We start from the raw sequence: 23,808 nt of genomic DNA on the forward strand, positions 1-23,808 counted from the left end.
TCAGCCTTCCTGGGGGGCCTTGAGCGTGGTCAGGCCGTGCTCGATGAAGACCGGGACGAGCTCGCCGATCCGGTCGAAGCCGGCGCCGACCGTCTGGCCCAGCGTGTACCGGTAGTGGATGCCCTCGAGGATCACGGCGAGCTTGAACCAGGCGAACGCCGTGTACCAGGCGATCGCGGAGACGTCGCGCCCCGAGCGCGCGGCGTACCGCTCGATCAGCTCGGCCGGGTCCGGGTGCCCCGGGGCCGTCGCGGTCGTGGAGACGGGGGACTCGGTCATGCCGAGGTCCGTGCTGTACATGACCAGCAGGCCCAGGTCCGTCATGGGATCGCCGAGCGTCGACATCTCCCAGTCGAGGATCGCCTTGATCCGGTCGACACCGTCCGGGTCCTGGCGCACCAGGACGTTGTCGAGCCGGTAGTCGCCGTGCACGATCGTCGGCGCGGGGGAGTCCGGCAGGGTACGGCCGAGCGCGGCCTGGAGCGCGTCGATGCCGGGCAGATCGCGATTGCGGGAGGCGTCGAGCTGCTTGCCCCAGCGGCGCAGCTGGCGCTCCAGGAAGCCCTCCGGCCGGCCGAAGTCGCCGAGGCCGACCGCCTCCGGGTCCACGGCGTGCAGGTCGACGAGCGTGTCGACGAGCCCGAGCACGGCCGCGCGGGTCCGCTCCGGGCCCAGCGTCGCGAGCTGTTCGGCGGTCCGGTACGGGGTGCCGTCGACGAACTCCATGACGTAGAAGGGCGCCCCGAGCACGGAGTCGTCCTCGCACAGCAGGACCGGCTCGGGCACCGGCACGTCGGTCGTGTGCAGGGCGGCGATGACCCGGTGCTCGCGCTTCATGTCGTGCGCGGTGGCCAGGACGTGGCCGAGCGGCGGCCGCCGCACCACCCATCGCGTCGTCCCGTCCCCGACCTGGTACGTCAGGTTGGAGCGCCCGCCCTCGATGAGCCGCGCGGTCAGCGGACCGCCGACCAGTCCGGGCCGCTCCCGGTCGAGGTGGGCGCGCAGCTGGTCGAGGTCGAGACCTGGGGGGTGGCTCATCGGGGTCCTCCGGGGAAACGGGCGGCAGCGTCGTCGGCCACCATCATGCTGACTGGTCGGTATGTCGTCCAGTGATGCGGACGAACGTGATCGTTCTTACGCTGCCTCGTCCCGCGCGTTCACGGAAGAGGGCCTCGCCGGACGCTCCCCGGGCCGTGCCGGTCCGCCGCTCACGCCGCGCCGCTCACGTCACACGGTTCACGTGACGAGCAGCGACGCGAACACCGCCAGCGCCACCGTGCACAGCGACGCCATGACCGCCCCGCGCCGCGACATCACCGGCGGCGCGACCTCGTGCAGCGCGAGGCCCGTGATGCGCCGGTGCGCCACCGCCAGGAAGCCCAGCCACACCAGCAGGCACAGCGCGGCCGCCACCCAGCCGAGCGCCCCGCCGGAGCCGCTCAGCGCCGTCCGTCCGGCCAGGATCGCGGCCACCGTGCACGACAGCGTCGTACGCCGCCACGCGAGACGGGTCCGCGCCGGCTGCAGTCCGGGATCACGTACCGGTTCCTCCACGCCCGCTCACCCCGCCCAGCCGGCGAACACCACGACCACCATGGCGACGGCGACCAGCGCGATCACCACGCTCAGCAGCGCGGGGAACCGGGACACCGGCAGGTCCTCGCCCTTGCGCATGGCCCGCTCGCAGCGCACCCAGTGGCTGACGGCCCGCAGGGAGCACAGCGCGCCCGAGACGAGCAGGGCGAGCGCGAGTCCGACCCGCCAGCCCCAGGGCAGGTCCGGCAGGAACTGGTCGACCGCGAAACCGCCGCCGATCAGCGCGAGCGCGGTGCGCAGCCAGGCCAGGAAGGTCCGTTCGTTGGCCAGCGAGAACCGGTAGTCCGGCGTCTCGCCGTCGTCCCTGACCCGCTCCGGGGCGAACCAGAGCCGTACGTTGCGTGCGAATTCGATCACGGTGTGGACCTTAGGCGGTGTCCGTCAGCCGCGGGCCCGCAGGCGTGCCCAGGCCGCGAGCGAGTCCGGGGTGAACGACCACGTGCCGATGCGCCGGTCCAGCTCCTCCTGCGGCAGGAACGCGTGCCAGGCGACCTCCTCGGCCTGCGGGTTCACCGGCCGGTCGCAGACCACCTCGTACACCGCCGACCACCACGAGCGCCCCGCCCCGTCCTCGTACAGGAAGCGGAACAGCGGCGTCGGCTGCGGCAGCCCGGAGACGCCGAGCTCCTCCTGCGCCTCCCGCAGCGCGGCCTCGTCGTACGTCTCTCCCGCGCCGACCACCCCGCCCACGAACATGTCGTACATCCCGGGGAAGACGAGCTTGGTGCCGGTGCGCCGGTGCACGAACACCCGGCGCTCCGGGTCGCGGGCCAGGACGAACGCGCAGCGGTGCCGCAGCCCCCGCGCGTACGCCTCGCCACGCGCCACCTGCGCCACGACACGGTCGTCCGCGTCGACGATGTCCAGCATCTCCTCGGCCGAACGCGCCGCGTGCGCCGACACCTCAGGCGCCTCGGAACTCTCGGCGCCCTCGGAAGGGCTCGCAGAACTCGCAGAACTCATGCCCCGAGGCTAAGCCGTGCCCCGGGCCCCGCCCCTACACCGGGCTCGACTCCGCGTTCCGGTCGTGCGCCGCCGCCCCCGGCATCGCCGGATGCAGCCCCAGCAGGACGACCCCCGCCACGATCCCGGCCAGCCCCAGCACCTCCCAGGTCAGCGCCGCCGCGTCCGTGCGCAGCCGGTCCCCGAGGAATCCCACCCCGCACGCGATCCCGGCCAGCGGCTGCGCGGCGGTCAGCGCGGGCAGCGACATCCGCAGCGGCGCCGTCTCGAAGGCGCTCTGCACCAGCAGCAGCCCCGTCACCCCGAGCAGCAGCACCGCGTACGGCTGCCAGCCCAGGAACAGATGGCTCAGGCCGCCCGCCTGGAACCGCTGCCCGCTGACCCGGGTCAGCGCGTCCTGCACCCCGTAGAGCATCCCGGTCGCCACCGCCAGGAGCACCGGCGCCTTGCTCAGCCGGGACCGTTTGGCGAGCGCCGCGAGGAGCAGAGCCCCGCCCACCATCAGCCCGATGATCAGCCAGTGCCGCAGCGGCCCCGCCTTCTCGCCGCCCCCGCTGGGCTGCCCCGCCACGATGAAGGCGGTGACGCCGCCCGCGAGCAGCAGGAGACCGAGCCAGCCCTGCCGGCCCAGCGGCACGTACGTCTGGAGCCGGGAGAGCAGCAGGGCGAAGAGGAGGTTCGTCGCGAGCAGCGGCTCGACCAGCGACACCTCGCCGTTGCCGAGCGCCACCGCGCCGAGCGCCATGCCGCACACCATGAACCCGATGCCCGCGAGCCAGCGGGGCATCCGCATCAGGTCGAGCAGGAGCCGGGGCCGCAGGAAGTCGCCGAGCGGGGCGCGCCGGGCCGCGTTCTGCTGGAGCACGAAGCCGATGCCCAGACAGAAGGCCGCGCTCACGGCGAGGACGAGGACGAGAACCGGCACGCTGTGCACCTCGGACTGCGCTCGGAAAACACATCGCTATGCGGCTGACGATAGCGCTCCGGGCCCGGCAGCGCCCGCGGCCGCGAGGTGGTTGAAATGTCATGCAAGTGAACTCGTCGGAATGTGCGACGAGTTGGTGAAGCCCGTCTTCCGATCACCCTTGACGGGGAGCCCTCCCTACCGGTTTGCTGTGCGTGATCATCCGCCCCTTGGCCGCCCCGACCGCGCAGCCTCGCGCGCCGCAGACGGCGTTACTGAAAAGTCGTAGAGGAACCGTCGCGGTGTCCCCACCCCCGCCCCCGCTCGGCCGCCCTCGCAAGAAGGCCACGCACTCCTTCGATCCCGCGCTCGACGACGCCGACCTCGTCGCCGCCCGCACCGCGCTCGCCCAGGGCCGGTGGTCCGAGGCCAGAACGCTGCTCGCGGGCACCGGCGACGACTGGGACCGGCGCGGCCACCGGATCATGGTCCTGGCCCAGGAGCCCACCACCACCGCCTGGGTCCGCGACTGGCTCCTGGTCGAACCGGAGTCGACGGACGCCGCCGTCCTGCTCGCCTGCGCCGGCGTCCACCGGGCGCTCGCCGGCAAGGTCCGCCCGGACAAGATCCGCGACGGCTGCCTCGACGCCGCCGCCCTGGTCCCCGCCGATCCCACGCCCTGGCTCGGACTGCTCCTCCTGGAGCGTGAGTTGGGCCGCGAGGAGGACGTCGTGCGGCTCTTCGACGAGGTCCGCCACCGGCACCCCGGCCACCACCACGCCCACCACCTCATGGTCGCCCGGCTCGCCGAGCGCCGTGCCGCCGCGGGCCAGGACCCGCTGCACGAGGTCTACGACTTCGCCGCCTGGGCCGCCGAGCAGGCCCCGCCCTCCTCGCCGCTCGCCGTCCTGCCCGTCGTCGCCCACGCCGAGCGCTACCGGGTCCTCGCGAAGGCGGGCACCGAGCCCGCCGACCCCAAGGCCTCGGGCCACTGGGCCGGCCGCCGGGCCCGCGTCGTCATGAAGGCCGCCTTCGACTGGTGGCTGGAGTGGGGCGAGACCCCCACCGGCGCCGCCCGTCCGCGCGACCGCGTCGACCTCAACTTCCTCGCCCACGCCAAGTACTGCGAGGGCCGCCCCGCCGAGGCCGCCGCCCTGTTCCACCGCATCGGACCGCACGTCACACCGGAGCCCTGGTCCTACCCCGACCGGGACCCGTACGAAGCGTTCCGTGCCGCGCGCAGTGCCGCGCTCGGCACGGCGTAGCCGTCGACCACGACCCACCGTGAAGGGACACCCCCCGATGACCACGAGCGACAGAACGGCCGAGAGCACGGCGGAGCCGGGCATCAGCACGTTCATAGGCGAGGAGAGCGCCCTGCGGGCCGGGCGGCTCGGCACGGCGGGGCTGCTGCTCTCCGTGCTCGCCGCGACCGGCCCCCTGATGGTCGTCGCGGGTGTCATGCCCACGACGTTCGCGGTGATGGGCGTCGTCGGCATGCCGCTGCTCTTCCTGATCCTCGGCGTCGTCCTGACCCTGTTCAGCGTCGGCTACGCGGAGATGAGCCGGCACGTGCACAACGCCGGCGCCTTCTACGCGTACATCGCGCGCGGGCTCGGCCCGACCGCCGGCGCCGCCGCGGCCCTGGTCGCGCTCGTCGCCTACAGCGCGCTGCAGGTCGGCATCTACGGCATGTTCGGCTTCGAGGTCTCCGGGCTCGCCCAGCAGTTCCTCGACCTGGAGATCGCCTGGTGGATCCCGGCGCTCCTGGCCGTCGTCGCGGTCGCCGTGCTCGGACTGCTGAAGATCGACGTGAACGCCAAGGTGCTCGGCGTGCTGCTGCTCGTCGAGGTGGCCGTCGTGGTCGTCTTCGACATCGCCGCCATCAGTGACCCGGGCAGCCAGGGCCTGTCCCTGGACGCCTTCGACCCGGGCACCCTCTCCGGCGTCGGCCTCGGCACGGCCCTGTGCTTCTGCATCGCGGCCTTCACCGGCTTCGAGCAGGCCCCGGTCTACGCGGAGGAGACCAGCCGCCCGCACATCCTCGTGCCCCGCGTCATGTTCCTGGCCGTCGGCGGCGTCGCCCTGTTCTTCGCCTTCAGCGCCTGGGCGCTGACCGTGGCCACCGGCCCCGGCGCGATCGTCGGCGAGGCCCGCAAGCAGTCCGCGGGCCTGCTGTTCGGGCTCACCGAGGACCGGCTCGGCGGCACCTTCACGGACGTCGTGCACGTGCTGTTCGTGACCGGCATGTTCGCGGCGCTGCTCAGCTTCCACAACGTGGTCGCCCGGTACGCCTTCGCGATGGGCCGCGAGGGCCTGCTGCCCGCCCGCTTCGGCCGCACCAACAGCGCGAGCGGCGCGCCCGGCACCGGCTCCGTGCTGCAGTCCGTGATCTCCCTCGTCGTCGTCCTCGTCTTCGCCGTCACCGACTCGGGCCCCGCCGGCGACCCGACCGCGCCGGTCCTGCGCCTGTTCACCTGGGGCGGCAACGTGGGCGCGCTCGGCGTCATCGTGCTGATGGCCACCGCCTCCCTCGCCGTCATCGTCTTCTTCGTGCGGCGCGGTGCGGCCGGCGCCCAGATCTGGCGGCTGCTCGCCTCCGGCCTCGCCGCTCTCGCGCTGCTCGTCATCGCCGGGTACACGGTCAAGGACTTCGACGTGCTCCTGGCCTCCGCGCCCGGCTCCGCGCTGACCTGGATCCTGCCCGGCGTCATCGTGCTCGCGGCCCTCGCCGGCGTGGCGTACAGCCTGGTGCTGCGCGCCCGCAACCCGCAGGCGCACGCTCGGATCGGCCTCGGCAACGAGGCGTTCCAGCTGGAGAAGCGCGCGGGCTGACCCGCACGGAGAACGGCGGCGGCCCCCACGCGACCGGAGAGGTCGGGTGGGGGCCGCCGCCGTGTGCCGGGCCCGTGGCGCTAGATCAGTACGGACAACAGCAGGACCAGGCCACCGGCGACGACCGAGATGATCGTCTCCATCACCGACCAGGTCTTCACCGTCTGCCCGACGCTGAGCCCGAAGTACTCCTTGACCAGCCAGAAGCCCGCGTCGTTGACGTGGCTGAAGAACAGCGAGCCCGCGCCGATCGCCAGCACCAGCAGCGCCGTGTGCGTGTCGGTCATACCGGCCGCCAGCGGGGCCACCAGACCGGCCGCCGAGACGGTCGCGACCGTCGCCGAACCCGTCGCGAGCCGGATCACGACCGCGATCAGCCAGGCGAGCAGCAGCGTCGGGATCGACCAGTCCTTGGAGATGTCCAGGACCATCTGGCCGACGCCGGAGTCGATCAGGGTCTGCTTGAAGCCGCCGCCCGCGCCGACGATGAGCAGCACGCCCGCGATCGGGGCGAGCGACTTCTCGGTCGTGGAGGCCAGCTTGCCCTTGGTGAAGCCCGCCGGGCGGCCCAGGGTGAACATGGCCACGATGACGGCCGCGAGCAGGGCGATCAGCGGCGAGCCGACGACGTCGAACACGCGCTGCACGGTGTGCTCGGGGTTGTCCACGATGATGTCGACGAGCGCCTTCGACAGCATCATCACGACGGGCAGCAGGATCGTGGCGACCGAGGCGCCGAAGCTGGGACGGCCCTTCAGCTCGTCCGAGGCGCGCGCCGGGATCATCTTCTCGGGCGCGGGGACGTCCACCCACTTCGCGGCGAACTTCGAGAACACCGGACCGGCGATGATGACCGTCGGGATCGCGACGAGGACGCCGAGCGCCAGGGTGATGCCGAGGTTGGCGCCGACCGCGTCGATCGCGACGAGCGGGCCGGGGTGCGGCGGGATCAGGCCGTGCATCACGGACAGACCGGCGAGGGCCGGGATGCCGATCCGCATCAGCGAGTAGTTGCCGCGCTTGGCGACCATCAGGACGACCGGGATCAGCAGCACGATGCCGACCTCGAAGAAGAGCGGCAGACCGATGATCGAGGCGATGAGGACCATCGCCCACGGCATCGCCTTGCCACCGGACTTGCCGGCCTTGGCGAGGATCGTGTCCACGATCTGGTCGGCGCCGCCGGAGTCGGCGAGCAGCTTGCCGAGGATCGCGCCGAGCGCGATCAGCACACCCACACCGGCGACGGTCGAACCGAGACCGGCGCTGAAGCTCGTGATGACCTTGTCGAGCGGGGCGCCGGCGACCGCGCCGAGCGCGAGCGAACCGATGGTCAGCGCGAGGAAGGCGTGGAGCTTGAACTTCGTGATGAGCAGGACGATGACGGCGATGCCGACGAGCACGGCGATCCCGAGCTGGGCATGGCCCGCGGACGTGATCGGCTCGACGGCGTCCGCTGCCAGCATCTCGACACTGAGACTGGTCACGGTCTGATCCCTTGTACGAGGAGGGGAGGGGGACGGAACGACTACGGGGGGGTGGGGGAGGGCTAGGGCTGGTCGGAGTCGAGCGCGGCCAGGGCCTTGACGGCCCGGTCCGTGATCTCCTCCGGGGAGCCCGACACGTCGACGTCGACGCCCGCCTCGTCCGCCTGGAGCGGCTGGAGCGTGGCGAACTGAGAGTCCAGCAGGCTCGTCGGCATGAAGTGGCCCTCGCGGTGGCTCATCCGGTCGAGGATGAGCTCACGGCTGCCGGTGAGGTGCAGGAAGACGGCGTCCGGGGCCTCGGAGCGCAGCAGGTCCCGGTAGCTCCGCTTGAGCGCGGAGCTGGAGACGACGCCACCGAGTCCGGCGCGGCTGTGCGCCCACCGGCCGATGGCCTCGAGCCAGGGGCGGCGATCGTCGTCGTCCAGGGGCGTCCCGGCCGACATCTTGTCGATGTTGGCCTGCGGGTGGAAGTCGTCGCCCTCGGCGTACGGAACGCCGAGACGCTCGGCGAGCAGGGGACCGATCGTTGTCTTGCCGGTGCCTGCCACGCCCATGACCACGACGACGTGGGGGGTGCTCATCGCTGCCTCGCTGTCTTCATCGCTGTCTTCGTCGACATCGCTGTGTCACGTCACTGAAACCCAATAGGTCTGACTAATTCAAGAGGTTGTGACATAAAAGTCAGACTATTTATTCCGGGTTCCGGTGCCGCGTCGTGCGCGTCACGTCCTGCCTCGTACTCTTTCGACATGACCACACAGGACCGGGGCCTGCACGCCCGCGTACTCGAAAGCCTCGGTCCCGCCATCACCGCGGGGGAGTACCCCGCGGGCAGCGTGCTGCGCACCGACGAACTGGCGCAGCAGTACGAGGTCTCACGCTCGGTCATGCGGGAGGCCGTGCGCGTCCTGGAGTCCATGCACCTGGTCGCCTCGCGCCGCCGGGTCGGCGTCACCGTGCGGCCCGCCGCGGAGTGGAACGTCTACGACCCGCAGGTCATCCGCTGGCGCCTCGCCGGCGCCGACCGGGCGCGCCAGCTGCGCTCGCTCACCGTGCTGCGCTCGGCGGTCGAACCGGTCGCCGCGGGCCTCGCCGCCCGCCATGCCACACCCGAGCAGTGCGCCGCGCTCACCGAGTGCGCCCTCGGCATGGTCGAGACCTCGCGCGGCCAGCAGCTGGAGAAGTACCTCGTGCACGACATCGACTTCCACCGGATCGTGCTCAACGCGTCGGGAAACGAGATGTTCGCGCACCTGGGCGACCTGGTCGCCGAGGTCCTGGCGGGCCGTACCCACCACCAGGTCATGTTCGAGGATCCGGACCCGGCCGCCGTCACGCTGCACGTGCGCGTCGCGGAGGCGGTCCGGGAGAAGGACGCGGAACGCGCGGAGGCGCTCACGCGGGAGATCGCGGTGGGCGCGCTCCAGGAGCTGGACATCCTCGCGCCCTGAACGCACCCCGCCGCGGGGGCCGGGTTACTCGATGAAGTCGCCGTCCACGTACACCCAGGCGCCGTCGACCCGGACGAACCGGCTGCGCTCGTGCAGCGAGCCCGCCCGGCCGTCGTCCTTGTAGCGCGCCCGGTAGGTGACGGTGCCGCGCTGGTGGAACGCCGAGCCGTCGGTCGTCTCCAGGACCTCCAGGCCCACCCAGGTGAGCCCCGGGTCGAACTCCACCGCCGGCGGCCGCGTGTCAGGGTGCCAGGTGCGCAGCAGATAGGCAGCGTCCTTGCGGGTGAACGCGGCGTACCGGGACCGCATCAGCGCCTCGGCCGTGGGCGCGGCGGACCGGCCCGAGTGGTAGCGGCCGCAGCAGTCCTCGTAGGCGGCGGGAAGGCCGCAGGGGCAGGTGGTCGGGGTGGGGCGTGCCATGGCGCCGACTCTACCCAGCGGCCCTTGCGGGCGTGCCCCCAGACCTGTGGGGCCGCTCGGCTCAGACCTGCTCGGCGCGGAAGACCGCCGGGGTCGTCCCCGCGTGCTGCTGGAAGTACTTCGAGAAGTTCGCCGAGTCGGGGAAGCCGACCGCGACCCCGATCCGGCCCACCGGCAGATCCGTGTGCGCGAGCAGCCGCTTCGCCTCCAGGACCACCCGCCGGTCGATGAACGCCTTCGGGGTCTGCCCGGTCGCCGCCCGAACCGCGCGCACCAACGTCCGCCGCGAGTAGCCCAGTTCGTCGGCGTAGGCGCTCACGCTGTGGTTCGTCTTGAAGCCGCGCTCGACGGCCGTGCGGAACCGGGTGAACGTGGTGTCCGGCTGAGGCCGGCACTCGTCCGCCGCGGCCTGCGCCGACACGTGCGCGACCCGGAGCATGAACGCCGTCAGCGTGTGCCGCAGCACGTTCGTGTGCAGGCTCAGCGGCAGCGTCTCCGTGTCCAGGTACTCGCGCTGCAACTGCGCCAGCGAGGCTTCGAGCGCGGCGAGTTGGTCCGGGCCGGGGTGCAGCAGCGGCGGCCGGTCGTAGCGGTACAGGCCGGTCGCCTCGACGATCGAGCGGGGCAGGAAGCCCGGCTGCATGGTCAGCACCGTGCCCACGTAGGGCTCGGTCGCGGAGAAGCCGTGCACCTGACCGGGCCGGATCCACAGCACGTCGCCCGCGCCGACCTCGTACTCCGCGAAGTCGATCATGTGGTGCACCGGGCCCGCGCGGAAGAACAGCAAGACGTGGAAGTCGATGCGGTGCACACGCCGCGACAGATCGGCCCCGCCGGCCCACGGACCCTCGGTCCCCATCGGGCCGACCTGGATCCCGACCCCGGACACGCTGGTGCGCGGATCGAAGGGATACGTGCGGATGCGCGCTCGTTCTTCCGGGGTCGCTCCCAGATGTGCGCTCGTCTGCGCGGGGTCCTGCTCCGTCATCGACCTTCCTCGGCTTCGGGGCCTGTGGGTGTCCCATTTTCACCGAACAACGGCACGGGGGCACCTGCCGTTTCAAAAGTATGACCTTTAAGTTGGGTACCGGTTCGACCTGGGACTTTGGTCCCGGCCGGGCGGTGCCTTCGGGCACGTGGACAGGACAACGGATGCGAAGGAAGTCCCACAGATGAGCACGCAGACACCGCACGGTCTCGACCCCTTCGAGCGTCCCTTCGAGTGGACCGCGCTCGACCAGCGAGCCGTCGACACCGCGCGTCTGCTGGCGGCCGACGCCGTGCAGAAGGTCGGCAACGGACACCCCGGCACGGCCATGAGCCTCGCCCCCGCCGCCTACACCCTCTTCCAGAAGGTCATGCGGCACGACCCGGCCGACCCGGAGTGGACCGGCCGCGACCGCTTCGTCCTCTCGCCCGGCCACACCAGCCTCACCCTGTACACCCAGCTCTTCCTCGCCGGCTACGAGCTGGAGCTCGACGACCTGAAGGCTTTCCGCACCCAGGGCTCCAAGACGCCCGGCCACCCCGAGTACGGCCACACCGCCGGCGTCGAGACCACCACCGGCCCGCTCGGCCAGGGCGTCGCCAACGCCGTGGGCATGGCGATGGCCGCCCGCTACGAGCGCGGCCTCTTCGACCCCGAGGCCCCCGAGGGCGCCAGCCCCTTCGACCACACCATCTGGGCGATCGTCTCCGACGGCGACCTGGAGGAGGGCGTCTCCGCCGAGGCCAGCTCCCTCGCCGGCCACCAGAAGCTCGGCAACCTCGTCTTCGTCTACGACGACAACCACATCTCCATCGAGGGCGACACCGAGACCGCGTTCTCCGAGGACGTCCTGGGGCGCTACGAGGCCTACGGCTGGCACGTCCAGCGCATCGAGCCGCTCGTCGACGGCAACACCGACGTCAAGGCCCTGTACGAGGCCCTCGCCGCCGCCAAGGCCGAGACCGGACGCCCGTCCATCATCGCGATGCGCACGATCATCGCCTGGCCCGCCCCGAACGCCCAGAACACCGAGGCCTCGCACGGCTCCGCGCTCGGCGCCGACGAGATCGCCGCCACCAAGCGCGTCCTCGGCTTCGACCCCGAGCAGACCTTCATCGTCGAGGACGAGGTCCTCGCCCACGCCCGCACCGCCCTGGACCGCGGCGCCGAGGCGCACGCCGCCTGGGACAAGCAGCTCGGCGCCTGGCGCACCGACAACCCCGAGCGCGCGAAGCTGCTCGACCGGATCGTCGCGGGCCGCCTGCCCGAGGGCTGGCAGGACGCGCTCCCCACCTTCGAGGAAGGCACCAAGGTCGCCACCCGCGCCGCCTCCGGCAAGGTCCTCCAGGCCCTCGGCCCGGTCCTGCCCGAGCTGTGGGGCGGCTCCGCCGACCTCGCCGGCTCCAACAACACCACGATCGACAAGACCAGCTCCTTCCTCCCGAAGGGCAACCCGCTGCCCGAGGCCGACCCGTACGGCCGCACCGTCCACTTCGGCATCCGCGAGTTCTCGATGGCCGCCGAGATGAACGGCATCGCGCTGCACGGCAACACCCGCATCTACGGCGGCACGTTCCTGGTCTTCTCCGACTACATGCGCAACGCGGTCCGCATGTCCGCGCTGATGCAGCTCCCCGTCACGTACGTGTGGACGCACGACTCCATCGGCCTCGGCGAGGACGGCCCCACCCACCAGCCCGTCGAGCACCTCGCCTCGCTGCGCGCCATCCCGGGCCTCAACATCGTCCGCCCGGCCGACGCCAACGAGACGGCCGTCGCCTGGCGCGAGATCCTGCGCCGCGGCTCCGCGAAGCCGGCCCCGCACGGCCTGGCGCTCACCCGGCAGGGCGTGCCCACGTACGCGCTCAACGAGGACGCGGCCAACGGCGGTTACGTCCTCGCCGACGCCTCGAAGGAGACCCCGGACGTCGTCCTGATCGCCACCGGCTCCGAGGTGCAGCTCGCCGTCGCCGCCCGCGAGCAGCTGGAGGCCGAGGGCGTCGCGACCCGCGTCGTGTCGATGCCGTCCGTCGAGTGGTTCGAGGAGCAGGACCAGGCCTACAAGGACGCCGTCCTTCCGCCGTCCGTGAAGGCCCGTGTGGCTGTCGAGGCCGGCATCGGTCTGACCTGGTACCGCTATGTCGGCGACGCCGGCCGGATCGTCTCCCTGGAGCACTTCGGCGCCTCCGCCGACGCCGGGATCCTGTTCCGCGAGTTCGGCTTCACCGCCGAGAACGTGGCCGAGCAGGCCCGGGAATCTCTCGCCGCCGCCCGCCGTTGACCCGTACGCGTCATAGCACTCGAAAGAAGATGAAGAAGAACATGAGCAGCACCGTGGCCCCCCTCAAGTCCCTCTCCGACGCGGGCGTCTCCATCTGGCTGGACGACCTCTCCCGCAAGCGCATCGAGTCCGGCAACCTCGCGGAGCTCGTCGAGAACAGCCACGTCGTCGGCGTCACCACGAACCCCTCGATCTTCCAGGGCGCCATCGGCTCCGGCGAGGGCTACGAGGAGCAGCTCGCCGACCTCGCGGTCCGCAAGGTCACCGTCGACGAGGCCGTCCGCATGATGACCACGGCCGACGTCCGCGCCGCCGCCGACATCCTGCGCCCCGTGTACGAGACCACCCAGGGCCGCGACGGCCGCGTCTCCATCGAGGTCGACCCGCGCCTGGCCCACGAGACCGAGGCCACCGTCGCCGAGGCCAAGCAGCTCGCCTGGCTCGTCGACCGCCCCAACGTCATGATCAAGATCCCGGCGACCCTCGCGGGCCTGCCGGCCATCACCGAGGTCATCGGCCTCGGCATCAGCGTCAACGTCACGCTGATCTTCTCCCTGGACCGCTACAAGGCCGTCATGGACGCCTACCTGGCCGGCCTGGAGAAGGCCCGTGCCCGCGGCATCGACCTCTCCACGATCCACTCCGTCGCGTCCTTCTTCGTCTCGCGCGTCGACGCCGAGATCGACAAGCGCCTCGACAAGGCCGGCACCGACGAGGCCAAGGGCCTCAAGGGCAAGGCCGCCCTCGCCAACGCGCGACTCGCCTACGAGGCCTACGAGCAGGTCTTCGCCTCCGAGCGCGCCACCGAGCTGGAGGCCGCCGGCGCCAACAAGCAGCGCCCCCTGTGGGCCTCCACCGGCGTCAAGGACCCCGCGTACAAGGACACCCTGTACGTCGACGAGCTCGTCGCCCCCGGCACCGTCAACACCATGCCCGAGGGCACCCTGAACGCCACCGCCGACCACGGCGGGATCACCGGCGACACCGTCACCGGCGGCTACGAGCAGGCCCGCGCCGACCTCGCCGCCGTCGAGGCCCTCGGCATCTCCTACGACGAGGTCGTCCAGCAGCTCGAGGACGAGGGCGTCGCCAAGTTCGAGATTGCCTGGACCGACCTGCTCGGCACCGTCTCCGCCCGCCTCGCCGGCGAGGAGGCGCAGGCCAAGTGAGCGCCTCCGCCTGGCTCAACCCCCTGAGGGACCCCCGCGACCGCCGTCTGCCGCGCGTCGCGGGCCCCTCCGGGCTCGTCATCTTCGGCGTCACCGGCGACCTCTCCCGCAAGAAGCTCATGCCGGCCGTCTACGACCTCGCCAACCGGGGTCTGCTGCCCCCGGGCTTCTCGCTCCTCGGCTTCGCCCGCCGCGAGTGGGAGGACCAGGACTTCGCCCAGGTCGTCCACGACTCGGTCAAGGAGCACGCCCGCACCCCCTTCCGCGAGGAGGTCTGGGCCCAGCTCGCCGAGGGCATGCGCTTCATCCCCGGCGACTTCGACGACGACACCGCGTTCAAGCAGCTGCGCGCCGCCGTCGACGAGCTCGACGAGAAGCGCGGCACCAGCGGCAACTACGCCTTCTACCTGTCGGTCCCGCCGAAGTTCTTCCCCAAGGTCGTCCAGCAGCTCAAGAAGCACGGCCTCGCCGACGCCCCCGAGGGCTCCTGGCGCCGCGCCGTCATCGAGAAGCCGTTCGGCCACGACATCGCCTCGGCCCGCGAGCTGAACGCGATCGTCCACGACGTCTTCGCGCCCGAGCAGGTCTTCCGCATCGACCACTACCTCGGCAAGGAGACCGTCCAGAACATCCTGGCGCTCCGCTTCGCCAACCAGATGTACGAGCCCATCTGGAACCGGAGTTACGTCGACCACGTGCAGATCACGATGGCCGAGGACATCGGCATCGGCGGCCGCGCCGGCTACTACGACGGCATCGGCGCCGCCCGCGACGTCATCCAGAACCACCTCCTCCAGCTCATGGCCCTCACCGCCATGGAGGAGCCCGCGTCCTTCGACGCCGAGTCGCTCGTCAACGAGAAGCTCAAGGTCCTCAAGTCCGTCCGCGTCCCCGCCGACCTGGAGCGCTCCACCGTGCGCGCCCAGTACGCGGGCGGCTGGCAGGGCGGCGAGAAGGTCAAGGGCTACCTCGAGGAAGAGGGCATCGACCCCAAGTCGAAGACCGACACCTACGCCGCCGTGAAGCTGGAGATCGACAACCGCCGCTGGGCGGGCGTCCCGTTCTACCTGCGCACCGGCAAGCGCCTGGGCCGCCGCGTCACCGAGATCGCGGTCGTCTTCCAGCGCGCCCCGCACTCCCCGTTCGACTCCACCGCCACCGAGGAGCTCGGCCAGAACGCCATCGTCATCCGCGTCCAGCCCGACGAGGGCATGACCGTACGCTTCGGATCCAAGGTTCCGGGCACCTCGATGGAGATCCGGGACGTCTCGATGGACTTCGCCTACGGCGAGTCGTTCACCGAGTCCAGCCCGGAAGCGTACGAGCGGCTGATCCTGGACGTACTGCTGGGCGACGCCAACCTCTTCCCGCGCACGGAGGAGGTGGAGGAGTCCTGGCGGATCCTCGACCCCGTCGAGGAGCACTGGGACACCCACGGCCGTCCGGCCCGGTACGCCTCCGGCAGCTGGGGCCCGGTGGAAGCCGACGAGATGCTCGCACGAGACGGACGGAGCTGGCGCAGGCCATGAAGATCGACCTGACCGACACCACGGCAAGCAAGATCAACAAGGCGCTCGTACAGGGGCGCCGGGCCATCGGCACCCCGGCCGTGGGCATGGTGCTCACGATGGTCATCGTCACCGACGAGGAGAACGCCTACGACGCGGTCAAGGCCGCCGAGGAGGCCTCCCGCGAGCACCCCTCGCGCACCCTCGTCGTCATCAAGCGCACGGCCCGCACCCCGCGGGACCGGCAGGGCACCCGGCTCGACGCCGAGGTGCGGGTCGGCTCCGACGCCGGCACCGGCGAGACCGTGATCCTGCGCCTGTACGGCGAGGTGAGCCACCACGCCGCCTCCGTCGTCCTGCCGCTGCTGCTGCCCGACGCCCCGGTGGTCGTCTGGTGGCCGGTCGACGCGCCCGACGAGCCCGCCAAGGACCCGCTCGGCGCCCTCGCCGCCCGCCGCATCACCGACCTGTACGCCGACGCGGACGCCCTCGACGCCCTCGACCGGCGCGCCGTGTCCTACACGCCCGGCGACACCGACCTCGCCTGGACCCGCCTCACCCCGTGGCGCTCCATGCTGGCCGCCGCCCTCGACCAGGCCCGCGTCGAGGTGACCTCGGCCGCCGTCGAGTCGGAGGCTGGCAACCCCAGCGCCGAGCTCCTGGCCCGCTGGCTCGGCGCCCGGCTCGGCGTCCCGGTCGAGCGCGTCGTCAGCGCCGGCCCCGTGGTCACCGCGGTCCGGCTCGGCACGGCGAACGGAGAGATCCGCATCGACCGCCCCGACGGCCCCCTCGCCACCCTCACCCTGCCCGGCCAGCCCGAGCGCACCCTCGCCCTGAAGGTCCGCACCACCGCCGAGCTGATCGCCGAAGAGCTCCGCCGCCTCGACGCCGACGAGATGTACGCCGTCGCGCTCCAGGCCGGCACCGGCACCTCCGACTCCAAGGAGTCCGTTCAACATGCCTGACCCGACCTCCCCGCTGACGCGCCGCCCGCAGTGGACCGCCCTGGAGGACCACCGCGCCAAGACCGACGGCACCCACCTGCGCGAGCTGTTCGCCGCCGACCCCGAGCGCGCCGACCGCTACACGCTGCGCGTCGGCGACCTGCACATCGACTACTCCAAGCACCTGATCACGGACGAGACCCTCACCCTCCTGCGCGAACTGGCCGCCGCCACCGACGTGTCCGGACAGCGCGACGCCATGTTCCGCGGCGAGAAGATCAACACCACCGAGGACCGCGCCGTCCTGCACACGGCCCTGCGCGCCCCGGCCGACGCCGTGATCGAGGTCGACGGCGAGAACGTCGTGCCGCAGGTGCACGCCGTCCTCGACCAGATGGCCGCCTTCGCCGACCAGGTCCGCTCCGGCGCCTGGACCGGCCACACCGGCAAGCGCATCAGGAACGTCGTCAACGTCGGCATCGGCGGTTCCGACCTCGGCCCCGCCATGGCCTACGAGGCGCTGCGCCCGTACACCGACCGCGACCTGACGTTCCGTTTCGTCTCGAACGTGGACGGCGCCGACCTCCACGAGGCCGTCCGCGACCTCGACCCGGCCGAGACGCTGTTCGTCATCGCCTCGAAGACCTTCACCACCATCGAGACGATCACGAACGCGACCTCCGCCCGCGACTGGCTCCTGAAGGGGCTCGGCGCCGGACAGGAAGCCGTCGCGAAGCACTTCGTCGCCCTGTCGACGAACGCGGAGAAGGTCGCCGAGTTCGGCATCGACACGGCCAACATGTTCGAGTTCTGGGACTGGGTCGGCGGACGCTACTCGTACGACTCCGCCATCGGCCTCTCCCTGATGATCGCGATCGGCCCGGCGCGCTTCCGCGAGATGCTCGACGGCTTCCACCTCGTCGACGAGCACTTCCGCACCGCCCCGCCCGAGGCCAACGCCCCGCTGATCCTGGGCCTGCTCGGCATCTGGTACGGCAACTTCCACGGCGCCCAGTCGCACGCGGTCCTCCCGTACAGCCACTACCTGTCCAAGTTCACCGCCTACCTCCAGCAGCTCGACATGGAGTCGAACGGCAAGTCGGTGCAGCGCGACGGCGAGGCCGTGGACTGGCAGACCGGCCCGGTGGTCTGGGGCACGCCCGGCACCAACGGCCAGCACGCCTACTACCAGCTGATCCACCAGGGAACGAAGCTGATCCCCGCCGACCTCATCGGCTTCGCGAAGCCCGTCGAGGAGCTCGACTCCGGACTGGCGGCCCAGCACGACCTGCTGATGGCCAACCTGTTCGCGCAGGGCCAGGCCCTCGCCTTCGGCAAGACCGCCGACGAGGTCCGCGCCGAAGGCGTCGCCGAGGAGCAGGTCGCCCACCGCACGTTCCAGGGCAACCACCCGACCACGACGATCCTCGCCACCGAGCTGACCCCCTCGGTCCTCGGCCAGCTCATCGCCCTCTACGAGCAGAAGGTGTTCGTCCAGGGCGCGGTCTGGAACATCGACTCCTTCGACCAGTGGGGCGTCGAACTCGGCAAGGTCCTCGCCAAGCGCGTCGAACCCGCTCTCACCGAAGGCGCGCAGGTCCCCGGCCTCGACGCCTCCACCCAGTCCCTCGTCGACACGTACCGCGCCCTGCGCGGCCGCACTGAAGGTAAGTGAACTGACATGCAGCTCGGTCTCATCGGTCTCGGCAAGATGGGCGGCAACATGCGCGAGCGCATCCGCCGCGCCGGCCACGACGTCATCGGCTACGACCGCAACCCGGAGATCTCCGACGTCGCCTCCCTCGCCGAACTCGTCGACAAGCTCGAAGCCCCGCGCGTGGTCTGGGTGATGGTCCCCGCGGGCGCCGCCACCCAGTCCACCGTCGACGAGCTGAAGGACCTCCTGTCCGAGGGCGACCTCGTCGTCGACGGCGGCAACTCCCGCTGGACGGACGACGAGAAGCACGCCGAGGAACTGGCGGCCAAGGGCATCGGCTTCGTCGACGCGGGCGTCTCCGGCGGCGTCTGGGGCCTGGAGAACGGCTACGCCCTGATGGTCGGCGGCTCCGACGAGAACGTCGCCAAGGTCAAGCCGGTCTTCGACGCCCTCAAGCCCGAAGGCGACTTCGGCTACGTCCACGCCGGCAAGGTCGGCGCGGGCCACTTCTCCAAGATGGTCCACAACGGCATCGAGTACGCCATGATGCAGGCCTACGCCGAGGGCTGGGAGCTGCTCGAGGCCGCCGACTCGGTGACCGACGTGCGCGAGGTCTTCCGCTCCTGGCAGGAAGGCACCGTCATCCGCTCCTGGCTGCTCGACCTCGCGGTCAACGCCCTGGACGACGACGAGCACCTGGACAAGCTGCGCGGCTTCGCGGCCGACTCCGGCGAGGGCCGCTGGACCGTCGAGGCGGCCATCGACCACGCGGTGCCGCTGCCCGCGATCACGGCCTCCCTCTTCGCCCGCTTCTCGTCCCGCCAGGACGACTCCCCGCAGATGAAGATGATCGCCGCCCTGCGCAACCAGTTCGGCGGCCACGCGGTCGAGAAGAAGTAACTCCCGCCCGCTCCCCGCGCCCCGTCGGCATCACGCCGGCGGGGCGCACGGCGTTCCGGGCTGGCGCGCGGTGCCAGCGCGGCGGCCCAGCACTGGCAGCCGCTGCCAGTGTCCGGCCGGGGCCGGGCGGCGAGCATCACGGGACACCCGTACGCCGATCCCCCCGAGAGGTGTCCGTGATGCACACCGACGACCCCGCCTCCGACGCCCGGGCCCGCGCCCGCCGCGCCGCCGAGGCCACCGAGGACTTCGCCGCCGACCGGCTGCCCGCGGACCAGACCCGGTCCACCCTGTCCATCACCCTCGTCCGCATGGGCTTCACCGTCTCGGCGACCGACCTCCTCTACGGCATGTCGCTCGGCCTCTTCTTCCCGTTCTGGACCGGCCTCGCGATCGCCGTCGGCTCGTCCGTCGTGGTCAGCGCGGTCTCGATCCTGTGCGGCCTGATCGGCCAGCGCGAACGGATCACCACCGCCCTCGGTCTCAAGGCCGCGTTCGGCCGCGGCGGCAGCAGGCTGCCCTCCCTGGTGATCGCCCTCCTGTCGGCGGGCTTCGTCGGCTACAGCACGGGCATCACGGCCGGCGTCCTGCCCGGCGGCAAGGACCCCTGGCTCGGCCTCCTCTACTGCGTCGTGCTCAGCGCCGTCTACACCGCCCTGTCCATCGTCGGCTTCGGCAAGGGCCTGACCTGGGTCGGCCGTATCAGCGTGCCCCTCATGCTGGTCACCGTGATCGTCGCCGTCGTCGCCGCCGTACGGCACGCGGGCGGCCTCGGCGCCGTCGTGAACGCCGAACCGGCCCGCGCCGGCGAGGCCACCGCGCTCGCCCTGTTCGCCCTCGGGGTCAACAAGTGGATGACCGGCGCGACCGTCACCCCCGACATCACCCGCTTCGGCAGGTCCCGCGCCACCGTCTGGACCACCACCGTCGCCGAGTTCATGGTCGGCAACTTCGGCTTCAACCTGCTCGGCATCATGCTCGGACTCGGCGTCGGACAGGCCGACATGGGCGCGGCCTTCGGCGCGGTCGGCGTCGGCGCCCTCGCCACCTTCGCGATCTTCGTGCAGGGCTTCCCGCACGAGGTCAACAACATGTACGCCGCCAGCCTCGCCGGACGCACCGCGGCCGACCTGCCACGCATCACCGTCAACGTGATCTGCGGCGTCCTGGCCTGCGGCCTCGCCTACTACGGCCTGACCGCCGGCATCCTGGACGCCTTCCTCACGTACCTCGGCTACCTCGGATACGCGATCCCACTGATCCCGGGCATCCTGGTCGCCGACTACTTCCTGCTGCGGCGCGGCCGTTACGACCTCTCCGAGGCCGCCGTCGCCGCCGTCAACCACCGTGCGCTGTGGGCCTTCGCGGGCGGACTCGGCGTCAACCTGATCCTCGGACTCGGCCTCGGCGACCACCTGTGGCACGCCCTGCCGCTCACCGGCGCCCTGCTCTACGTCCTTCTCTCGCTGCCGCAACTGCGCGCGGCCCGGCGCGAGAAGACCCAACGCAAGAAGGACCAGACGATGTCTGGTCCTTCCGTTGTGTCCGAGGGGGGACTTGAACCCCCACGCCCGATAAAGGGCACTAGCACCTCAAGCTAGCGCGTCTGCCATTCCGCCACCCGGACAAGGTGTCTGTCGCTTTCTGCGGGGTGTTTCCCGCGGCGACACAGAGAACATTACCAGGGTTTCCGAGTGCTTCGATCACACCCCCTTTCCGCAGGTGGGCCGTGTGAACGGCACGTGACGAGGGCCGCCCGCCCTTGGGCCGGGGCAGCGGGGGAGAGAGGATGAGGGGGACCACAGGGAGAGAGGAACAAGCGTGAGCGAGTCGAGCGCGGGCAGGGCCGTCTCCGGACAGGACGAGGTCGTGGACCTCTGCCGCGAACTGATCCAGATCGACACCAGCAACTACGGCGACCACTCGGGGCCGGGCGAACGCAAGGCCGCCGAGTACGTCGCCGAGAAGCTCGCCGAAGTCGGCCTCGAACCGAAGATCTTCGAGTCGCACCCCGGCCGTGCCTCCACCGTGGCCCGGATCGAGGGCGAGGACCCGTCGCGGCCCGCGCTCCTCATCCACGGCCACACCGACGTCGTCCCGGCCAACGCGGCGGACTGGACGCACCACCCGTTCTCCGGCGAGGTCGCCGACGGCTGCGTCTGGGGCCGCGGGGCCGTCGACATGAAGGACATGGACGCGATGACCCTCGCGGTCGTCCGCGACCGCCTGCGCACCGGCCGCAAGCCCCCGCGCGACATCGTCCTCGCCTTCCTCGCCGACGAGGAGGCCGGCGGCACCTGGGGCGCCCGCCATCTCGTCGACAACCACCGGGACCTCTTCGACGGGGTCACGGAGGCGATCAGCGAGGTCGGCGGCTTCTCGTTCACGGTGAACGAGCAGCGGCGGCTCTACCTGGTGCAGACCGCCGAGAAGGGCATGCACTGGATGAAGCTCACCGTGGCCGGCACCGCCGGGCACGGCTCCATGATCCACCGGGACAACGCGATCACCGAGCTGTCCGAGGCGGTCGCCCGGCTCGGCCGGCACAGGTTCCCGATCCGGGTCACCAAGACCCTGCGCCACTTCCTCGACGAGCTCGGCGACGCGTACGGCGTGGAGCTCGACCCCGAGGACATGGAGACGACCGTCGCCAAGCTCGGCGGCATCGCCAAGCTGATCGGCGCCACCTTCAGCAACACCGCCAACCCCACGCAGCTGGGCGCCGGTTACAAGGTGAACGTGATCCCCGGCGAGGCCACCGCCCACGTCGACGGACGCTTCCTGCCCGGCTACGAGGACGAGTTCCTCGCCGACCTCGACCGGATCCTCGGACCGAACGTCAAGCGCGAGGACGTGCACGCGGACAAGGCCGTCGAGACCGACTTCGACGGCGCGCTCGTCGAGGCCATGAAGTCCTCGATCGCCGCCGAGGACCCGATCGGCAAGGCGATCCCGTACACGCTCTCCGGCGGCACCGACGCCAAGTCCTTCGTGGAGCTCGGCATCCGCAACTTCGGCTTCGCGCCGCTGCAGCTGCCGCCCGAGCTGGACTTCGCCGGCATGTTCCACGGCGTGGACGAGCGCGTTCCGGTGGACGGCCTGAAGTTCGGCGTCCGCGTCCTGGACCGGTTCATCGACGCCTCCTGACATTCGTCCAGGTGTACGTGACTGACCGGAACGAGTGAATGACACCGGTGGCTCGTAGCCCCAATGGCCCCTCCTCGTTACAGGGAGTGCAGTCCGCGGCTGGGACTGTCTTTGCCAACAAGGAGGAACAATGATCAAGAAGGTCGTCGCTGCTGCGGCTGCCACTGGTGGCCTCGTGCTCGCGGGTGCGGGCATCGCCGCTGCCGACGCCGGTGCTCAGGGTGCCGCCGTGAAGTCCCCCGGTGTGCTCTCGGGCAACGTCATCCAGGTGCCGGTCCACGTCCCGGTGAACCTCTGTGGCAACACCGTGAACGTGATCGGGCTGCTCAACCCCGCCTTCGGCAACACCTGCGTCAACAACTGACGTTGTTGTGCCCCACCCCTTGAGGGTCTGAGTCCGTCGGCCCCGGAGTGCGCGCCATGCGCTCCGGGGCCGATTGGGTATTCGGCACGGGACGCACGACCGCGCCCGTGCCTCTCCAGCGCCTTCCATGAGGCGTTCAGCAGAGTTCTAAGGCAGGGAAAGCTATGCGACAGGTCATGCGCAAAGGCCTGATCACCGTGGCGGCCGCGTCCGGCGCGCTCGCCGTGACGGGCGGGATCGCGTACGCCGACGCCGGTGCCACCGGCACCGCGTCCGATTCGCCCGGTGTGGCGTCCGGCAACTCCGTCCAGGCTCCGGTGCACGTCCCGGTGAACGTGTGCGGGAACACCATCGACGTCATCGGGCTGCTCAACCCGGCGGCCGGCAACAGCTGCGCCAACACCTCCGACGCCTCCGACGACGACGGGAGCGGCGACGACTCGTACGGCGGCTCCTCGTCGTCCGGCGGTGGCTCCCACGCGGGCGGGCACACCAGTGACTCGCCGGGCGTCGGCTCGGGCAACAACGTGCAGCTGCCGATCGACCTCCCGGTCAACGCGTGCGGCAACACCGTCGACGTGATCGGCATCGGCAACCCGGCCGGGGGCAACGACTGCGCGAACGGGGAGTCCACCCCGCCGCCGGTCACGCCGCCGACCGAGCCGCCGGTCACGCCGCACCACCCCGGCACGCCGGAGAAGCCTCCGGTCACCCCGCGCACCCCGGACCAGCCCAACAAGCCGGGGACGCAGACCGTCACCCCGCCCAAGGGCCAGTCCCAGCTCGCCGAGACGGGCAGCTCGCTGCCGATCGGCGCTGCGGGCGCGGCGAGCGCGGGTGCGCTGCTCGCGGGCGCGGTGCTCTACCGGAGGGCCAAGGCCGGCGTGTGACGCCGCCCACCGGGTGACCACGGAGCGGGCTCCGCAGAACGGGCCCGCTCCGTTTTTGTCTCCGCACTGGTCAGGTGCAGGTCATCGCGAGGTCGTCGTGCAGGTCACCACGTGGCCCGCACCTGGCGGATGATCCGACGGCGCAGCCGCACGCGGCGGCTCCCGTCGTGGCGCAGGATCAGTCGGTCCAACTCCCAGTGTCCGTACTCTGCATGGTCCGTCAGCAGACGCGTCGCCTCCTTGCGGGACACCCCGCGCGGCACGTACACGTCGACAAATTCGTATTCCGGCATCGCATCTATTG

22 protein-coding genes, 1 tRNA gene and 1 pseudogene are annotated in these 23,808 nt (G+C 71.3%); 13 read left to right on the forward strand and 11 right to left on the reverse strand.

Annotation, left to right across the window (positions count from 1 at the left end; genetic code table 11):
* The 5 genes from IAG42_RS28530 to IAG42_RS28550 form a co-directional block, all read right to left on the reverse strand.
* Positions 1 to 1,038, reverse strand: coding sequence for a phosphotransferase family protein (locus IAG42_RS28530; RefSeq protein WP_188339826.1), 1,038 nt, complete (start codon positions 1,036 to 1,038; stop codon positions 1 to 3).
* Positions 1,039 to 1,236: 198 nt separating this feature from the next.
* On the reverse strand, positions 1,237 to 1,554 hold the full coding sequence (locus IAG42_RS28535; RefSeq protein WP_188339827.1) for a DUF202 domain-containing protein: 318 nt from the start codon (positions 1,552 to 1,554) through the stop codon (positions 1,237 to 1,239).
* Positions 1,555 to 1,560: 6 nt separating this feature from the next.
* A complete protein-coding gene (locus IAG42_RS28540) occupies positions 1,561 to 1,953 on the reverse strand; it encodes a YidH family protein (RefSeq protein WP_188339828.1) in 393 nt (130 codons plus the stop codon).
* 24 nt (positions 1,954 to 1,977) lie between these two features.
* Positions 1,978 to 2,466 carry an NUDIX hydrolase gene (locus tag IAG42_RS28545; protein ID WP_223206449.1) on the reverse strand — a complete coding sequence of 163 codons (489 nt, stop codon included), beginning with the start codon at positions 2,464 to 2,466 and terminating at the stop codon, positions 1,978 to 1,980.
* A 127-nt stretch (positions 2,467 to 2,593) separates the two neighbouring features.
* Positions 2,594 to 3,484, reverse strand: a complete 891-nt coding sequence (locus tag IAG42_RS28550; RefSeq protein WP_188339830.1) for a DMT family transporter — start codon at positions 3,482 to 3,484, stop codon at positions 2,594 to 2,596.
* A gap of 281 nt (positions 3,485 to 3,765) precedes the next feature.
* On the opposite strand from IAG42_RS28550, the gene IAG42_RS28555 reads away from it, so the two are divergent.
* Both IAG42_RS28555 and IAG42_RS28560 read left to right on the forward strand, forming a co-directional pair.
* Complete coding sequence (locus tag IAG42_RS28555) at positions 3,766 to 4,728, forward strand: hypothetical protein (RefSeq protein ID WP_188339831.1); 963 nt, start codon at positions 3,766 to 3,768, stop codon at positions 4,726 to 4,728.
* A 37-nt stretch (positions 4,729 to 4,765) separates the two neighbouring features.
* Positions 4,766 to 6,298, forward strand: coding sequence for an APC family permease (locus IAG42_RS28560; protein WP_188339832.1), 1,533 nt, complete (start codon positions 4,766 to 4,768; stop codon positions 6,296 to 6,298).
* A gap of 80 nt (positions 6,299 to 6,378) precedes the next feature.
* Here the strand turns inward: IAG42_RS28560 and IAG42_RS28565 are convergent, their stop codons facing one another.
* Positions 6,379 to 7,785, reverse strand: coding sequence for a GntT/GntP/DsdX family permease (locus IAG42_RS28565; RefSeq protein WP_188339833.1), 1,407 nt, complete (start codon positions 7,783 to 7,785; stop codon positions 6,379 to 6,381).
* A gap of 62 nt (positions 7,786 to 7,847) precedes the next feature.
* Positions 7,848 to 8,366, reverse strand: coding sequence for a gluconokinase (locus IAG42_RS28570; protein WP_188339834.1), 519 nt, complete (start codon positions 8,364 to 8,366; stop codon positions 7,848 to 7,850).
* Between the two features lie 168 nt (positions 8,367 to 8,534).
* Here IAG42_RS28570 and IAG42_RS28575 point away from each other — a divergent pair, with 168 nt between their 5' ends.
* Positions 8,535 to 9,236: a FadR/GntR family transcriptional regulator gene (locus tag IAG42_RS28575; protein WP_188339835.1), complete on the forward strand. Its 702-nt coding sequence runs from the start codon at positions 8,535 to 8,537 to the stop codon at positions 9,234 to 9,236.
* Positions 9,237 to 9,260: 24 nt separating this feature from the next.
* On the opposite strand, the gene IAG42_RS28580 is transcribed toward IAG42_RS28575, so the two are convergent.
* Together IAG42_RS28580 and IAG42_RS28585 are read right to left on the reverse strand one after the other, a co-directional pair.
* Entirely contained in the window at positions 9,261 to 9,656 is a 396-nt protein-coding gene (locus IAG42_RS28580; protein WP_188339836.1) for a YchJ family protein, read from the reverse strand.
* Between the two features lie 61 nt (positions 9,657 to 9,717).
* Positions 9,718 to 10,644, reverse strand: a complete 927-nt coding sequence (locus IAG42_RS28585; protein WP_188339837.1) for a helix-turn-helix transcriptional regulator — start codon at positions 10,642 to 10,644, stop codon at positions 9,718 to 9,720.
* A 184-nt stretch (positions 10,645 to 10,828) separates the two neighbouring features.
* On the opposite strand from IAG42_RS28585, the gene tkt reads away from it, so the two are divergent.
* From tkt to IAG42_RS38615, 7 genes and pseudogenes are all read left to right on the forward strand, one after another.
* The gene (tkt, locus tag IAG42_RS28590; RefSeq protein WP_188339838.1) at positions 10,829 to 12,925 is read left to right on the forward strand and encodes a transketolase; all 2,097 of its coding nucleotides are present in this window, start codon (positions 10,829 to 10,831) and stop codon (positions 12,923 to 12,925) included.
* Positions 12,926 to 12,966: 41 nt separating this feature from the next.
* Positions 12,967 to 14,094: a transaldolase gene (tal, locus tag IAG42_RS28595; protein ID WP_223206195.1), complete on the forward strand. Its 1,128-nt coding sequence runs from the start codon at positions 12,967 to 12,969 to the stop codon at positions 14,092 to 14,094.
* Positions 14,091 to 15,623 (forward strand): glucose-6-phosphate dehydrogenase, encoded by a 1,533-nt coding sequence (zwf, locus tag IAG42_RS28600; protein ID WP_188339840.1) that lies wholly within the window; start codon positions 14,091 to 14,093, stop codon positions 15,621 to 15,623. Before tal ends, zwf begins: the two co-directional genes overlap by 4 nt.
* Positions 15,620 to 16,567 carry a glucose-6-phosphate dehydrogenase assembly protein OpcA gene (opcA, locus tag IAG42_RS28605; protein ID WP_188339841.1) on the forward strand — a complete coding sequence of 316 codons (948 nt, stop codon included), beginning with the start codon at positions 15,620 to 15,622 and terminating at the stop codon, positions 16,565 to 16,567. Before zwf ends, opcA begins: the two co-directional genes overlap by 4 nt.
* Positions 16,560 to 18,221 (forward strand): glucose-6-phosphate isomerase, encoded by a 1,662-nt coding sequence (gene pgi, locus IAG42_RS28610; RefSeq protein WP_188339842.1) that lies wholly within the window; start codon positions 16,560 to 16,562, stop codon positions 18,219 to 18,221. Before opcA ends, pgi begins: the two co-directional genes overlap by 8 nt.
* 6 nt (positions 18,222 to 18,227) lie before the next feature.
* Positions 18,228 to 19,103, forward strand: coding sequence for a phosphogluconate dehydrogenase (NAD(+)-dependent, decarboxylating) (gnd, locus tag IAG42_RS28615; RefSeq protein ID WP_188339843.1), 876 nt, complete (start codon positions 18,228 to 18,230; stop codon positions 19,101 to 19,103).
* A 350-nt stretch (positions 19,104 to 19,453) separates the two neighbouring features.
* Positions 19,454 to 20,437: pseudogene (locus IAG42_RS38615) on the forward strand (cytosine permease); the annotation flags it as partial.
* A 208-nt stretch (positions 20,438 to 20,645) separates the two neighbouring features.
* On the opposite strand, the gene IAG42_RS28625 reads toward IAG42_RS38615, so the two are convergent.
* A tRNA-Leu gene (locus IAG42_RS28625) sits at positions 20,646 to 20,730 on the reverse strand.
* 194 nt (positions 20,731 to 20,924) lie between these two features.
* Here IAG42_RS28625 and IAG42_RS28630 point away from each other — a divergent pair.
* From IAG42_RS28630 to IAG42_RS28640, 3 genes are all read left to right on the forward strand, one after another.
* The gene (locus IAG42_RS28630) at positions 20,925 to 22,250 is read left to right on the forward strand and encodes a M20/M25/M40 family metallo-hydrolase (protein WP_188339844.1); all 1,326 of its coding nucleotides are present in this window, start codon (positions 20,925 to 20,927) and stop codon (positions 22,248 to 22,250) included.
* 130 nt (positions 22,251 to 22,380) lie between these two features.
* Positions 22,381 to 22,614 carry a chaplin ChpH gene (gene chpH / locus IAG42_RS28635; protein ID WP_188339845.1) on the forward strand — a complete coding sequence of 78 codons (234 nt, stop codon included), beginning with the start codon at positions 22,381 to 22,383 and terminating at the stop codon, positions 22,612 to 22,614.
* A 164-nt stretch (positions 22,615 to 22,778) separates the two neighbouring features.
* On the forward strand, positions 22,779 to 23,504 hold the full coding sequence (locus tag IAG42_RS28640) for a chaplin (protein ID WP_188339846.1): 726 nt from the start codon (positions 22,779 to 22,781) through the stop codon (positions 23,502 to 23,504).
* 104 nt (positions 23,505 to 23,608) lie between these two features.
* On the opposite strand, the gene IAG42_RS28645 is transcribed toward IAG42_RS28640, so the two are convergent.
* Positions 23,609 to 23,797 carry a DUF5703 family protein gene (locus IAG42_RS28645; protein WP_188339847.1) on the reverse strand — a complete coding sequence of 63 codons (189 nt, stop codon included), beginning with the start codon at positions 23,795 to 23,797 and terminating at the stop codon, positions 23,609 to 23,611.
* Between the last annotated feature and the right edge of the window lie 11 nt (positions 23,798 to 23,808).

It is taken from the genome of Streptomyces xanthii (assembly GCF_014621695.1).
GTDB classification, from domain to species: domain Bacteria; phylum Actinomycetota; class Actinomycetes; order Streptomycetales; family Streptomycetaceae; genus Streptomyces; species Streptomyces xanthii.

Excerpts from the sequence above, each read along its gene's own strand:
- IAG42_RS28530 (WP_188339826.1), bottom strand. The coding sequence starts at position 1,038 with ATGAGCCACCCCCCAGGTCTCGACCTCGACCAGCTGCGCGCCCACCTC.
- IAG42_RS28545 (WP_223206449.1), bottom strand. The coding sequence starts at position 2,466 with ATGCTGGACATCGTCGACGCGGACGACCGTGTCGTGGCGCAGGTGGCG.
- IAG42_RS28560 (WP_188339832.1), top strand. The coding sequence starts at position 4,766 with ATGACCACGAGCGACAGAACGGCCGAGAGCACGGCGGAGCCGGGCATC.
- IAG42_RS28570 (WP_188339834.1), bottom strand. The coding sequence starts at position 8,366 with ATGAGCACCCCCCACGTCGTCGTGGTCATGGGCGTGGCAGGCACCGGC.
- IAG42_RS28575 (WP_188339835.1), top strand. The coding sequence starts at position 8,535 with ATGACCACACAGGACCGGGGCCTGCACGCCCGCGTACTCGAAAGCCTC.
- IAG42_RS28580 (WP_188339836.1), bottom strand. The coding sequence starts at position 9,656 with ATGGCACGCCCCACCCCGACCACCTGCCCCTGCGGCCTTCCCGCCGCC.
- IAG42_RS28585 (WP_188339837.1), bottom strand. The coding sequence starts at position 10,644 with ATGACGGAGCAGGACCCCGCGCAGACGAGCGCACATCTGGGAGCGACC.
- tkt (WP_188339838.1), top strand. The coding sequence starts at position 10,829 with ATGAGCACGCAGACACCGCACGGTCTCGACCCCTTCGAGCGTCCCTTC.
- tal (WP_223206195.1), top strand. The coding sequence starts at position 12,967 with ATGAGCAGCACCGTGGCCCCCCTCAAGTCCCTCTCCGACGCGGGCGTC.
- opcA (WP_188339841.1), top strand. The coding sequence starts at position 15,620 with ATGAAGATCGACCTGACCGACACCACGGCAAGCAAGATCAACAAGGCG.
- pgi (WP_188339842.1), top strand. The coding sequence starts at position 16,560 with ATGCCTGACCCGACCTCCCCGCTGACGCGCCGCCCGCAGTGGACCGCC.
- gnd (WP_188339843.1), top strand. The coding sequence starts at position 18,228 with ATGCAGCTCGGTCTCATCGGTCTCGGCAAGATGGGCGGCAACATGCGC.
- chpH (WP_188339845.1), top strand. The coding sequence starts at position 22,381 with ATGATCAAGAAGGTCGTCGCTGCTGCGGCTGCCACTGGTGGCCTCGTG.
- IAG42_RS28640 (WP_188339846.1), top strand. The coding sequence starts at position 22,779 with ATGCGACAGGTCATGCGCAAAGGCCTGATCACCGTGGCGGCCGCGTCC.
- IAG42_RS28645 (WP_188339847.1), bottom strand. The coding sequence starts at position 23,797 with ATGCCGGAATACGAATTTGTCGACGTGTACGTGCCGCGCGGGGTGTCC.